The sequence below is a fragment of the candidate division KSB1 bacterium genome (genome assembly GCA_024655945.1).
Classification (GTDB): domain Bacteria; phylum Zhuqueibacterota; class Zhuqueibacteria; order JANLFK01; family Oleimicrobiaceae; genus Oleimicrobium.
In genome coordinates this window covers 292,362-304,784 of record JANLFK010000003.1, presented here as the reverse complement: position 1 = coordinate 304,784, position 12,423 = coordinate 292,362, and the positions used below count along the sequence as shown (strand labels likewise).

At 61.1% G+C, this 12,423-nt stretch carries 15 protein-coding genes; all 15 read right to left on the bottom strand.

The features are described from left to right. Positions 1–2 precede the first annotated feature (2 nt). Positions 3–1,172, bottom strand: a complete 1,170-nt coding sequence (locus tag NUW13_06310) for an NAD(P)/FAD-dependent oxidoreductase (GenBank protein ID MCR4438642.1) — start codon at positions 1,170–1,172, stop codon at positions 3–5. Continuing rightward, positions 1,156–1,353: a 4Fe-4S binding protein gene (locus NUW13_06305; protein MCR4438641.1), complete on the bottom strand. Its 198-nt coding sequence runs from the start codon at positions 1,351–1,353 to the stop codon at positions 1,156–1,158. Before NUW13_06305 ends, NUW13_06310 begins: the two co-directional genes overlap by 17 nt. A gap of 1 nt (position 1,354) precedes the next feature. Then, positions 1,355–2,314, bottom strand: coding sequence for a UbiA family prenyltransferase (locus tag NUW13_06300; protein MCR4438640.1), 960 nt, complete (start codon positions 2,312–2,314; stop codon positions 1,355–1,357). Positions 2,315–2,351: 37 nt separating this feature from the next. After that, a complete protein-coding gene (gene purF / locus NUW13_06295) occupies positions 2,352–3,776 on the bottom strand; it encodes an amidophosphoribosyltransferase (protein ID MCR4438639.1) in 1,425 nt (474 codons plus the stop codon). A 12-nt stretch (positions 3,777–3,788) separates the two neighbouring features. Further along, complete coding sequence (locus NUW13_06290) at positions 3,789–4,181, bottom strand: hypothetical protein (protein MCR4438638.1); 393 nt, start codon at positions 4,179–4,181, stop codon at positions 3,789–3,791. Next, complete coding sequence (locus NUW13_06285; GenBank protein MCR4438637.1) at positions 4,182–4,727, bottom strand: HDIG domain-containing protein; 546 nt, start codon at positions 4,725–4,727, stop codon at positions 4,182–4,184. 14 nt (positions 4,728–4,741) lie between these two features. After that, on the bottom strand, positions 4,742–6,301 hold the full coding sequence (locus NUW13_06280) for a sodium-dependent transporter (GenBank protein ID MCR4438636.1): 1,560 nt from the start codon (positions 6,299–6,301) through the stop codon (positions 4,742–4,744). Positions 6,302–6,329: 28 nt separating this feature from the next. Beyond that, the gene (locus NUW13_06275; protein MCR4438635.1) at positions 6,330–6,764 is read right to left on the bottom strand and encodes a DUF5683 domain-containing protein; all 435 of its coding nucleotides are present in this window, start codon (positions 6,762–6,764) and stop codon (positions 6,330–6,332) included. A gap of 85 nt (positions 6,765–6,849) precedes the next feature. Beyond that, positions 6,850–7,233, bottom strand: coding sequence for a RidA family protein (locus NUW13_06270; GenBank protein MCR4438634.1), 384 nt, complete (start codon positions 7,231–7,233; stop codon positions 6,850–6,852). Positions 7,234–7,408: 175 nt separating this feature from the next. Beyond that, entirely contained in the window at positions 7,409–8,623 is a 1,215-nt protein-coding gene (locus tag NUW13_06265; GenBank protein ID MCR4438633.1) for an O-antigen ligase family protein, read from the bottom strand. A gap of 33 nt (positions 8,624–8,656) precedes the next feature. Continuing rightward, the gene (locus tag NUW13_06260) at positions 8,657–10,447 is read right to left on the bottom strand and encodes an ABC transporter ATP-binding protein/permease (protein ID MCR4438632.1); all 1,791 of its coding nucleotides are present in this window, start codon (positions 10,445–10,447) and stop codon (positions 8,657–8,659) included. Between the two features lie 107 nt (positions 10,448–10,554). Beyond that, positions 10,555–10,773, bottom strand: a complete 219-nt coding sequence (locus NUW13_06255) for a hypothetical protein (protein MCR4438631.1) — start codon at positions 10,771–10,773, stop codon at positions 10,555–10,557. A 6-nt stretch (positions 10,774–10,779) separates the two neighbouring features. Then, positions 10,780–11,415 carry a deoxynucleoside kinase gene (locus tag NUW13_06250; protein MCR4438630.1) on the bottom strand — a complete coding sequence of 212 codons (636 nt, stop codon included), beginning with the start codon at positions 11,413–11,415 and terminating at the stop codon, positions 10,780–10,782. Next, positions 11,412–11,963, bottom strand: a complete 552-nt coding sequence (gene folK / locus NUW13_06245) for a 2-amino-4-hydroxy-6-hydroxymethyldihydropteridine diphosphokinase (protein MCR4438629.1) — start codon at positions 11,961–11,963, stop codon at positions 11,412–11,414. Before folK ends, NUW13_06250 begins: the two co-directional genes overlap by 4 nt. Beyond that, on the bottom strand, positions 11,953–12,327 hold the full coding sequence (folB, locus tag NUW13_06240) for a dihydroneopterin aldolase (GenBank protein ID MCR4438628.1): 375 nt from the start codon (positions 12,325–12,327) through the stop codon (positions 11,953–11,955). Before folB ends, folK begins: the two co-directional genes overlap by 11 nt. Positions 12,328–12,423 lie beyond the last annotated feature (96 nt).

Below are 12,423 nucleotides of genomic sequence, written 5' to 3'. Positions count from 1 at the left end.
TCTCACACGAACACCTTGGCTGCCTCAAGAATCAACTTCGGCTGAGTGACCAAGGCCGTGGCGAACAGGCTCAGCAATGAACGCTTCTCCGGGGCCGTGTGGAGGTAGCCTTCGGCGGTGCGGTTCAGGTCTTCGTCAGTCAGCCGCCAGATGGCCTCCTTGAGCTTGTAGAAGCGCTCGTGGGCCTTGCCTTCTTGCTGATGCCACCGGGTCACATATTCCTGCAGGCGCGCCTCGGAGACATCCCTTTGGTGGATGGCCTGGGCTGCCACCTGGCCGGCAATCTTGGCCGCAATCATGCCGGAGACGATGCCGCCTCCTGAGACAGGATTTGCCTGGCGCGCTGCATCCCCCACCAGCATGAGGCCGTTGGCGACCAGCCGCTTCAAGGGTCTAGCCACCGGCACGCCCCCGGTCACCACGGTCAACACGGACACGCGCGGGAAGCGCTTGGCCAGGAACTCCTCCAGGTAGGCCCACGCCGGCTTGTTGCGCGCGCAGTCGCCGGACACGCCTAAGCCGATATTGGCAAGTCCATTGCCTTTGGGAAAGACCCAGGCGTATCCACCCGGAGCGACCTGGCGACCGAAGAAGAAGTGGCAGTGGGTGTCTTCGATGTCCACGTTGCTCGCCGTCACTTGGGCACAGCTCTCGATGTCATGCAGCCCCACATGGGTGCGCAGACCGGCCCATCGTCCCACCCTGGACTCCACTCCGTCCGCACCGATGACGATGCCGCACTCGATGGTGAGCGGGCGCCCGAGGTGATTGACCTGGATGCCGCAGACCTGGCCCTCACGGAGCAGCAGGTTGGTGACGTAAGCCTTGCTGACCACCTCGGCGCCAGCCTGCGCCGCCAAACGCGCCAAGTCATAGTCGAACACCTTGCGGTTCAGGATAAAGCCGATGTCGTTGGTCTCCAAACAGATGCGCACGCCGTTCGGCGCGTAAAGAAAGGCACCCTTGATGACGCGATCGATCCATCGTTCCTGGGGCTCAACGACCTGGCGGAGCCCCTTTTCGCCCACGCCTTCGGCGCAGCGCACCGGAATGCCCACCTCGCGGTCTTTTTCCAGGAGGAGCACGCTGGTTCCTCCCATAGCGGCGAACCGCGCGGCAGTAGAGCCTGCGGGCCCTGCTCCCACCACGACCACGTCATACCGGGACTTCATCGCGGACCTCCAGGCATCCGAGGGGGCAGGCATGCACGCAATTGGCGCACAGCGTGCAACGCTCCATGTCGATGAGCAACCGGCACTCGGTCAGTTCCAGCGCGTCGGCCGGACAGACAGCCACACATGTACCGCACAGGTCACACAGATCGTCTTTCAGTCGAATGGCTTTCCTTCCCATGCTAACCTGCATCAAAACTTGGGTAGTTGAGGTTGAAGCGCTTTCGGTAATAGAACTTGCACGCCACAAACACAAGGGCCAGAAGGAGCAGGAAACCAGGAAAAAGAAAACAGTAAGAGAGCGCCACGAAAAGCAAACCGAACTTGGTGGTGCGCACCCCGGCGGCGACAGTTCCCTTCGCAGCAGCGATTACAAACAGGGGCAAGGCGGCCAGCGCCGGGCCGAAAATGAACCAGTCGCGCAAGAGATACGACGTGGCCAAAGTGCCCAGTTCCGCCAACAAGGCCAGGCGCGCACACACCCTCGGCCCAAACAGTACGCCGATAGTCATTTTGCCGGCCGCGCGGTCTCCCTCCACATCGGGCAGCGTCGTGAAAAAATATAGCGACCACAGGGCCAGGATGAAGGGGAGCGAGTGCAGCCACATGGCCGAGCCCACCTGACCCCGCACCAGCCAACCTGTAGAGAACACGCCCAGCGCACCCAGGCCGTTGCACACCAGACCGGCATAAGGGCGGTCTTTGCACAGAAAGGGTGGGCAGCTGTAGAGAACACCGGCGACGAGGAAACAGAGGAGCAGCGCTGCCCCCAGCGCCGGTTTGAGCACAAAGCCGATGCCGATAGACAGGCCCGCGAGAAGCGCCAGTTCCACCATGGCTTGCCTGACAGTCAGCTCGCCTGTGGCCAAGAGAAACAGCTTGTTGTTGAGCCTATCGCTTTCCACATCGGTCAGTTGATTGAGCACGAACGTGGCGCCCAGGCACAACGTGAGGAGGGCACCCACCAGCAGGTAGTCCACCTCCCACGCGGCGCGCCAGGCAACGCGCACCGGCCAAGAGCCGAACCGGAGCTGTGCCGCATGCCCAGCCAAGAACACGGTCCACACCGGAAACATGAGTGTGGGACGAAGCACAAAGACAAAATCCAGCAAGCGCAACGCGCGTTTCACGACTGCCCCCATCGCTCATTCCTCGTCAAACCGAGCCGGAAATCTCCACTCATTGATGAGGCACCCAGCACTCTTGCTCGTGTTGGAACTTGCTGACGCGCTCAGGCGGCAGTGGGTAGTTGCCGTCAAAACAGGCGTGGCAGTAGCCGCCCCGCTCCTGGGGAACCGAAGCCAGCATCCCCTCCATCGAGAGATAGCCGAGCGTGTCGGCGCGAATGAATTGGCGGATCTCCTCCACGGTGCGCGAAGAGGCGATGAGCTCGTCCCGGGTGGGAAAATCCATGCCGTAGTAGCAAGGGGAAATGATGGGCGACGAGGTGACGCGCACGTGGACTTCCTTTGCCCCGGCGGCGCGCACCATGCCCACGAGGTGTTTCAGGGTGGTGCCGCGCACGATCGAGTCCTCCACAATCACCACCCTGCGCCCCTCGAGCACCCCGCGCACCGGATTGAACTTGACGCGCACGCTAAAGTCGCGCACATCCTGCTCCGGGTGGATGAAGGTGCGGCCGATGTAATGGTTGCGAATCAGCCCCAGCTCGAACTTGATCCCCGAGCGTCGCGAATAGCCCACGGCCGCCGTGTTGCTGGAGTCCGGCACGGCGATGACAATGTCGGCATCCGCCGGATGCTCTAACGCCAGCGTCTTGCCCAATTTGCGCCGGCACTTGTCGACGTTTTCGTCAAAGATTTTGCTGTCCGGACGCGAAAAGTAGATGAACTCAAAGATGCACGCCGCGCGCGGAGCCTGCTCAGGCAGCCGCAGGCTGTGCAGCCCGTCGCGGTCGCTGACCAGCACCTCGCCGGGCTCCACCTCCCTGAGGTACTCTGCTCCTATCAAATCCATGGCGCAGGTCTCGGAGGCGACCACGTAGGCGTCGTCCTTGCATCCCAAGGACAACGGTCGAAAACCGCGCGGGTCGCGCACGGCAATGAGCTGGGTGCGGTTCATGAGGACCAGTGAGTAGGCCCCTTGCACCTGGCCGAGAGCCTCCATCAGGCGCTCCACCAAGGTGGCCCGTTTGGAGCGGGCGATGAGGTGCAAGACGACCTCGGTGTCGGTACTCGTCTGGAAAATGGCCCCATCCCGCACCAGCCGGCGCCGACAGGAACCCGAATTGACCAGATTGCCGTTGTGGGCAATAGCCAGGGGGCCGTCGTGGGCATTCACCACGATCGGCTGGGCATTGGCAAGCTGCGTGGAGCCGGTAGTGGAATAGCGGTTGTGCCCGATTGCCAGCGAGCCCGCAAGGGCCGACAGGGTGGAGGCGTCGGAAAACACGTCGGCGACAAGGCCCAACCCCGCATGCCGGCGCATGCGCATAAAGTCGCTGGCGGCTATTCCTGCACTCTCTTGCCCGCGGTGCTGCAGGGCGTAGAGGCAAAGGTAAACCAGCCGCGCAGCCTCAGGGTGCCCGTACACTCCGACGATGCCACAGTTGCAGAGAGGTTTGTCAAGCGACGATAGGAGCATGCGTGTTTCCATTCAAAAGTGCCCGGCGAACAGCGCTAAGCCGAAAGCAAGGCCTGCAACGTCGGCAACCAAGTCGCCAATGCTGGCGTGCCCGCGGCCGCTCCGTTTGTCATAGACCTCCTTGCCCACGCCAAAGGAGAAAGAAAAGCCCGCGGCAAAAGCCACCGAGCTCTTTTTCGACCACGAAGCCTCGTCTCTGGCCAGATAGTAGCCGGCGGCTGCCAAGAACACGCTCAGCAGCGCATGGTGGGCCTTGTCCTCGCCCAGCAGGGAATCGCGCATAGGCATCGTGAGCATGGCCGCCGGCTTCGTGGCCGTGTCTGATGCCGTGCTTTGCAGCCCTTGGGCCCGCATGGGCGCGGCAATACTCAGCAGGAACAGGACAGTTGTCAGCCAGCAGCGCATCTACAGGCCCAGCTCCTGGTGAATGCCTTGCATAGCCTTGAGCGCCAGCCGCAAGAATTCGTCCAGCGGCAAGCCGAACTCCTCGCAGGCTTTGATTTGCACGCGATTGGCACCTTTGGCGAACGCCTTCTCCTTGAACCGCCGCAGGATGAAAGGCACATCCAATTCGGCCAGCTTCTTGCTCGGGTGCATAAGGGCCGCGGCCACGATCAGCCCCGTGACCGGGTCGGCCGCGTAGATGGCCTTGTCCATCAGGCTTTCCCGCGGCACGTGGTTGTTGTGGCTCTTGATGGCGTGAATGATCTCGGCGTCGACGTCATAGTCGGCCAGCAGCTCCACCGTGCGCAAACCATGCCGCTCAGGCGTCTGGGCGGTCTCCTCGTAGTCGAGGTCGTGAAGCAGGCCGGCAAGGCCCCATCTCGCCACGTCTTGGCCAAAGCGCCCCGCCAGGGCGCGCATCACCGCCTCCACGGCCAAAACGTGCTTGAAAAGGTTGCGGTTGGAAAAGCGCGACTCTGCCAGGCGATATGCCTCTTCTCGCGTCATCATCGTTGCATGCCTCAAAAGTACTTGCCAGTGAGAAGGATGTAGACCAACACCAAGGCGATGCCCAGCGGCGAAACGTAGCGGATCATCGCCGACCAGGTGCGACGAAGGTAGAACTCGTTGCCATGCTGCTCGACTTCGGCGGCCACGGCCTTCGTCCCCCAACGGTAGCCGACAAAGAGGGCGACGCCTAAGGCGCCAATCGACAGCGCATAGTTGCCAAACAGCGCATTGAAGAACTCCAACACGCCGATTCCCACTCCGGGCAGCTTGCTCAAGGCGGGGATCGCCCCTGTGGAAAGCGCAGAGGCGATGCCCAGCACAAAGGCTACTGCGCTGGTCACCACCACGGCCCGTCGGCGCGGCCACCGGTGCTCGTCAACCAAGTAGGCAACGGGTACCTCCAAAAGCGAAATGGTCGAGGTCAGGGCCGCCACGCACAGCAAGAGGAAGAATGCCGCGGCGAAAAAGGCGCCGGCAGGCATATGCGCAAAAATGGACGGCAGCACCACGAAGACCAGACTCACGCCGGCATCCGGCCGGAAGCCCATGGCAAACAGAGCGGGGAAGATGACCAGTCCGGCGATGAGCGCCACCATGGTATCGGACAGGCACACCCACGCAGCCGAACGTGGAATGTTGTCCCGCCGTGAAAGGTAGCTCCCATAGGTGATCATGGTCCCCATGCCTAAGCTCAGGGAGAAGAAGGCTTGGCCAAGGGCGCGCGCAAACGATTCCAGTGTGAGCTTGCTCAGGTCTGGCTTAAGGTAGAAGACCAGGCCTTGCGAGGCTCCTTTGAGAGTAATCGCCCGTAGGGCCAGCAGCACGAGCAGGACAAACAGGACCGGCATCAGCACCCGCGACCACCGCTCGATGCCCGCGGCAACGCCCCCGGCCACCACCGCTCCGGTAAGGAGGATGAACAAGAACAGGTACAAAACTGGCCCCCAGCCATTACTGGCAAACTTCTCGAACAATGATAGATTGTGCAGCCGCCCAATCATCTTCTCCTTGTAAGCGGAGAAACGCGCTTCGTTAGTGAACGCCTGCCACGCCTCGCTCACCTCCTGTTCGGACCGAGTGGAAGGTTCGGCGGACAGCACTCCTTCCTCCATCAGGGCCTGCGCGAGGTTCTTCGGGTCGGCAACAAAATGCGCCCACAGGCTGTCGCCCTCCGCCTGGCTGTAGCGAATGTAGCCGGGCGTCGCTATCGAACGTACGGCATACTGCAGTGTCCACCCGGCGATCACCGAATAGAACGAGAGAATCCCTACGCCAGTGAGCACGCCGAGGGCCCCAACCAGCTTCCAACGGCTGCCCGGCACCAGGGCAGAGAAGGCGCCGATGGGGTTGCGCTGGGTATGGCGCCCCAGGGCAAGCTCCGCGATCATCACGGGCGCAGAGATGAAGAGCACGCAGAGAAGGTAGAGAAGCACGAAGGCAGCCCCGCCGTTTTCTCCCACCACATACGGGAAACGCCAGATATTGCCCAGTCCGACCGCCGACCCGGCAGAAGCCAAGATGAAGCCTACCGTCGAACCCCAGGTTCCCCGTTGTCCGTGCTGTTCCACCACCGAGACCTCCTGCGTCAGCGCCGTGTCCTCAGAAGCTCAAAGACAGAGAGACCCGCACACCCCCGAAGCCACACCGGGCAGAACCCTCGGGCGCCGGGGGAGGCCAGTTAGCTAACTCCGGACTTTCGTCAAAGTCCGAAAAGTGTGCGTCGACGTAGGCGTCGAGCATGCTGAGCAAAACCACCACTGCCAGGAACCAGTTCGAGGTATTGCGATTGCTCAGGTGGTATTCTCGGGTTACAGGGTCCTCGGCGCGCTGCAGATATTGGTTCTGCACGACAGCGTTGGCCGCCAGGCCCACCTCCGCGCCAAAGGCCAGCGCCGCCTTCCACCTCTTCCCGTTATACCATTGTCCCCAACCTGGCACAAGCAACGAGCGCACCATTGCTCCATTCGGGGACCGTCTTTGGACAATCTGGGAATCGGCCGGGCTGGTGACGGGGTCGCGCCCCTGCCCTTGCACCCTCGTCTCCTGGCCGAGCAACCCTTGGGCTCCCAGGACCGATAGGATTATCAGAATCAGCGCTGTCCTGGCAGCGCGAAACGGGCTATCCACGTGTCGCCACAGCCTCGATTTCCACTCTGGCGCCCTTGGGCAACCGCGCCACCTGTACCGCTGAGCGCGCTGGCGGGTCGCTGGTGAAAAACTCGGCATATACGCCGTTCATGGCTGCAAAATCGTTCATGTCGGCCAAAAAGACCGTGGTCTTGACCACCTTGTCCAAACCCGAGCCTGCCGCACGCAGAACGGCAGCCAAGTTGGTCAGCACCTGCCGGGTCTGCTCTTCTATGCCGGGACCAACCAGTTCGCCAGTTGCGGGATCTATGCCGAGCTGGCCAGCCGTATACACCAATTCGCCACTGCTGATTACCGCATGGCTATAGGGCCCAATAGCCTTCGGTGCATCCGATGCCCGGACGATTTGTCTCACTTCCGCCTCCGTTCGCAAATCAGGACTCGAGGTCTATCATCGACCCCCAAAGAGGTAAACCGCCCCGTCAGAGTCCGCGCGTCAGTCTCCGGACCGAGGCAAAGCCCCACGGCGCACACCCCGGCTCATGGAAACGCCACAAGTTCTGGCACCTGTGGGAAGAGGCCTTTCCGCCTTAGCTGAGGACTTCCACAACCACGGTCTCCAGCGCCTGTGACCTCTTGAGCAAGGTGGCCGTGGCCGCCACCATGCCCACAAGCCACCAGATGACGGTTACCACCTCAGCGTCGCCATAGTTCCACTCGAAAAGGCCGTTGACCAGAAAGGCCACAAACGAGCACAGACCGGCCAGCGCCACCGCCCGCAAGGATGGCGGGCGCGCCACACGCAAGGTCTGGCCCATGAATATGGCGATTCTGGCCTTCAGATAGCTGAAGGCGACAAGTCCAATGCTCCCCAAGGTGACGGCGATGTGCACAAAGTTGTTGTGGAAATGTCCGACGGCCTGGGTTTCCTCGGGGCTCAGGTACCGCCGATAGATTTCCACCGTGTCGATATCGCCCACCCCGGTGATGGGATAGTCCTTGAAAATCCGCCAGCCCGTCTTCCACCAGGTGAGGCGATAGGCGTTGGTGCGGTAGTGAGGATCGAAGAAGTGCGTCACGCGCGCCTTGTACTCTCCTGGCACGGCAACGTAGGCGACCACGGCCAGTACCGGGATGACGAGGAGCAGCCTCCAGTTGGTGAGAACGGCCATGAGGACCAGAGCCACGGCAAAGCCAAGCCAGGAGCCGCGGGTGTTGGTGAAAAACAGACAGGTTGCATTGACCACTGCCGATGCTCCTGCCCAGAGGCGCACCTTCTTGCTCGTGCTGGCCGCCGCGAGGGCCAGGCCGACCACCGCCGCGATCATGGTGAGGCCGCCAGCCGTCATGGAGTTCTGAATATGCCGCACGCGCAGCGATGGGTTCAGCGCAAAAGAACCTATGCCCCACAGAGAGTAGAGCGACATGGCGGCAAGGAAAGTGGCTACCAGACGGTTCAGAGTCCGCTCGCTCTCCACATTGCTGGCCACCACGTAGACCGTGGGGATGAGGAGCAAGCGCTTGAGGTAGATTACCGCGTTCGGCACATTGATGGAAAATGCCAAGGAGATGAGCTCAGCAGCCATGTAAAGGAGAAATGCTACCTCCAAGCGCGTTCGACGTACCAGAAGCCGCCGCTCCAGGGCCATGCGTGCCAGCCAGGTAAGGATGGCCACTGCCAGAGCAGTCTGCGTCAGGGCGATGCTGAACGGCATCGCTGCCACCGTCACGTAGAGCGCGCCTCGCGTCACCGCGGCAAGGCGGGCACTGACCTGGGGCATTGTTCCGGCAGTAGATACGCTCATCTCCATTCTCTTCCCAATGGGCGGGCGCTGGCCCTATTCGCTGAATTGCATTTCATACAACCTGCGGTACAGACCGCCCCGGCTCATTAGCTCGTCGTGCGCGCCCTCTTGCACGATCTTGCCGTCATGCAGGACCACGATCCTGTCGGCATGACGTACCGTGGACAGGCGGTGCGCAATCACCAGCGAGGTTCGCCCCTGCAAGAGGTTCTTGATCGCATCCTGCACGAGAATCTCCGACTCGGTATCCAGAGCAGAAGTGGCCTCGTCGAAAACCAGAATAGGCGGATCGCGGAGGATGGCGCGCGCAATGGCCAGTCGTTGCTTCTCCCCTCCCGAGACCTTCACCCCTCGATCGCCGATGACCGTGTCGTAGCCGTTGGGCATTTCCATGATAAAGTCGTGGGCGTTGGCGGCCCGCGCCGCGGCGATGACCTTCTCCATCGCCACCCCATCCAGGCCATAGGCGATGTTGTTGCGCACGGTGTCGTTGAACAGGATGGTCTCCTGCGTGACGATGCCCAACAACCTGCGCAGGGACTCTAAGGTAACCTCCCTGAGATCGTGGCCGTCAATGAGGATGCGACCAGCCGTAGGATCGTAGAACCTGACGAGGAGGTCGACTAAGGTCGACTTGCCACTTCCGGACGGTCCTACAATCGCCACCACTTGGCCCCGTTTGATGCGCAGGGAAACGTCCGTGAGGACCTCGACGTCCCGGTCGTAGCGAAAGGAGACGTGGTCGTAGACAATCTCATCGTGGAAGCCATCGAGGGCGATAGCCCCAGGTCGGTCAGCAACGTGGGGGGGCGTGTCCAACACCGCGAACACGCGCTGGGCAGCCACCACACCCTCCTTCAGGGCGTTGTGCAGTTGTCCCAGCAGCTTGAGCGGCTCCATGATGGAAAAGAGCGCGCCAAGGAAGAGGACAAAGCCACCCGGGGAAAGTGTCTGGTTGGCGCGCAGCACCTCCATGCCGCCCACGTACAGGACCAGAACACCGATGATGACTCCGATGTACTCGGTTACACACGGACCCAACTTTCTAATGCGGGTCATGCGCACCACCGTATCAAAGAAGCGCTGGTTCTCCCTCTCGAAGCGCTTAATCTCATACCTTTCTCTGGCAAAGGCCTTGATGACTCGCGCCCCGTAGATGGCCTCCTGGATGATGGACGTCAGGTCTGCAATCCGCTCCTGTTGGCGCAAGCTATCTCGCTTCAGCTTGTTGCCGAACTGAGCGATGAAGTACCCGGCTCCTGGGAAGACCAAAAGGGCCAGCAACGTCAGCTTCCAACTGAGGATGACCATGACGGCCAGGTAGATCACGATCATGAGCGGGTCGCGGAAAATGCTGTTGATGGCCGCAGTGATGGAGGCGTTGATCACCGTGACGTCGTAGGTGACGCGGGAGATCAGCTGCCCTGCCCGCTCCCCGTGGAAAAAGTCCAGCGAGAGGCGCTGGAAATGCCGGTAGAGGTCATTGCGCAGGTCGCGGATCACCCCCTGCTCCACAGGGGCCATGAAGTAGGTCTGGCCGAAGCGGAAGAGGTTTTTCAAGAAGAAGCCGACCAGCATAACCACGCAGAGCAGGCGCAGCGCGTGGGGCCGGCTGTAGCGAGTGAACAGCCCTTGAAGCCAGTTCTCCAGCTGCTGCCGCAGATTCGGCACAGACTTGTCCGCATGCATAACGGAGATGGCCCCGCCGGCTGGTTGAGTCACCGCAGGCGCACTCTGCTCCTGTGAGCCAAAAAGGAGGTTGACGAAGGGCATCACCAAGCCGACGGACACGGTGCTGAAGGCAACGAAAAATACCATGCACATACAGGAAGCCACGAGCTCCTTCCAATAGCGCAGCACATATTTAATGACACGTCTGTAGATGCGCATAAGCTTGCGATAGCCTTTCTCCTCAATTCCCGCTCGGCCCCTCACGAAGAGCGCTTGCTCTGCTCATCCTCGGCAGGTGGGATCTCCCGATACTTGGCGTCTTCGACGTCCTTGCCCTCCAGGTCAAGAGGCGGCTTCCCCCGGCGCTGCGCCCCTCTGACCTCCATTCTGTCGGAGCCAAACAGGGCAGACAGTGACCTCCACACCTTCACGGCCAAGTAGATGAGGAGGGCAATCAGGAGTAGACGGAAGAAGAGCATCGGAGGTCACCAGGGTGAAGGGGAGTAGTACTCGGTCCCAGAGAGCGGGCGCTCGATTTGCCGCACCAAATCCTCAAAGTGCTCGTCATTGTTGACAAAGTCAATCTGCGTCGTGTTCACCACCAAGAGCGGAGTGGCGTCATAGTGGAAGAAGAACTGGTTGTAGGCGTCATTGAGCGAGCGCAAATAGTCCTCAGAGATGTTGCGTTCGTACGTCCGCCCCCGCTTGCGGATGTTCTGCATCAGCCTCTCCAGGCTGCACTGTAGATAGATGACCAGAGCAGGCTTGGGAATGTCCTGCTCCAGCAGCGAAGCGATATGGTCGTACAACCACAGCTCCCGGTCTTCCAAGGTCAGATGGGCAAAGATTCTGTCCTTGGCGAAGAGGTAGTCGGCAATCACCATTTCGTGAAAAAGGTCGCGCTGAGGAATCTCTTGTTGCTGACGGTACCTGCTGAGCAGAAAGAACATCTGCGTCTGAAATGCGTACCGTCGCGGGTCGCGGTAGAAATCCGCCAGGAACGGGTTTTCCTCGTGTTTCTCGTACACGATGCGCGCGTTGTACCTTTCCCCCAGCTTGGTGGCCAGACTGGTCTTGCCCACGCCAATCACACCTTCAATAGCGATGTAGTCGCGTTTCACGCTCTACCCCGAACTATGGCCATACTGCTTGTTTCTGCGTTGTCCAAGAGCCGTACCGCGCTCCTGTCTGGGCAGTTCGCCAGCAACTCCACAACGGTGCGCCCGTTCGTGCCGGGAGGAATCATGGTGGGCGCTATCTCGGCGAGCGGGGCCAACACGAAGCGGCGCTCGGCAAAGCGTGGATGCGGCACGGTGAGCACCGCGTCAGAGAAAAGCACGTTGCCGTAGAGCACAATATCGATGTCCAAGGTGCGCGGACCCCACCGCTGCACGCGCTGCCGCCCCAGCCTGCGCTCAATTGCCTGCAGCTCCCTGAGCAGGCAGTGAGGCGACAGGCCGGTTGCTATCTGCATCACTGCATTCAGAAATGGCCGCTGCTCTCGGAGCCCAACTGGCTCGGTTTCATAGAGCCGGGAGGTACGCACCACCCACGTTGCGGGCAGAGCTGCCACTGCTTCCATGCCTAAGGCGAGGTTCCGCAGGCGGTCACCGAGATTGCTTCCCAGGCTTAGAAAGGCGTGCACGCCCTCTGAGGGCTCAGGCTTCACGGGCAATCTCCACCTCGATACCGTCGCACACCCCGGGGATGGGCGCGAAAGGTTTGCGCACCCGGACGACCACCCCATGTACGGCGAAACGCTCCAACAGTGCCGCCGCGATGTTCTCGGCGAGCGCCTCCACCAGTCGAAAATCCCCTTGGATGACCACCTCTTCCACCACTCGGTACACTTCGCGGGCGTCTATGGTGTCGCGCAAGCGGTCCGTGTGCCCGGGCAAGCGCAAGTCAGCGGCCAGCTCCACGTCCACCTCGAAACGCTGGCCGGCGTCGCGCTCGTTCTCATCCACGCCGTGGTAGGCGTAGAAGACCATGTTGCTTAACCTGATGACGTCCAAGCAGAGAGCAGACTCCACGAGCAATTGTACACTGCTGCGCACCGATGCCCGAGGCATTGTTTTTTTGGGCTTTCAATTTATCAAAATAATAGCACAAAGTCAAGGCAATTCCCT

Bases quoted from the DNA above. Each gene is read 5' to 3' on its own strand.
- NUW13_06310 (MCR4438642.1), bottom strand. From the start codon at position 1,172: ATGAAGTCCCGGTATGACGTGGTCGTGGTGGGAGCAGGGCCCGCAGGC.
- purF (MCR4438639.1), bottom strand. From the start codon at position 3,776: ATGCTCCTATCGTCGCTTGACAAACCTCTCTGCAACTGTGGCATCGTC.
- NUW13_06260 (MCR4438632.1), bottom strand. From the start codon at position 10,447: ATGTGCATGGTATTTTTCGTTGCCTTCAGCACCGTGTCCGTCGGCTTG.
- NUW13_06305 (MCR4438641.1), bottom strand. From the start codon at position 1,353: ATGGGAAGGAAAGCCATTCGACTGAAAGACGATCTGTGTGACCTGTGC.
- NUW13_06290 (MCR4438638.1), bottom strand. From the start codon at position 4,181: ATGCGCTGCTGGCTGACAACTGTCCTGTTCCTGCTGAGTATTGCCGCG.
- NUW13_06285 (MCR4438637.1), bottom strand. From the start codon at position 4,727: ATGACGCGAGAAGAGGCATATCGCCTGGCAGAGTCGCGCTTTTCCAAC.
- NUW13_06300 (MCR4438640.1), bottom strand. From the start codon at position 2,314: ATGGGGGCAGTCGTGAAACGCGCGTTGCGCTTGCTGGATTTTGTCTTT.
- NUW13_06255 (MCR4438631.1), bottom strand. From the start codon at position 10,773: ATGCTCTTCTTCCGTCTACTCCTGATTGCCCTCCTCATCTACTTGGCC.
- NUW13_06265 (MCR4438633.1), bottom strand. From the start codon at position 8,623: ATGAGCGTATCTACTGCCGGAACAATGCCCCAGGTCAGTGCCCGCCTT.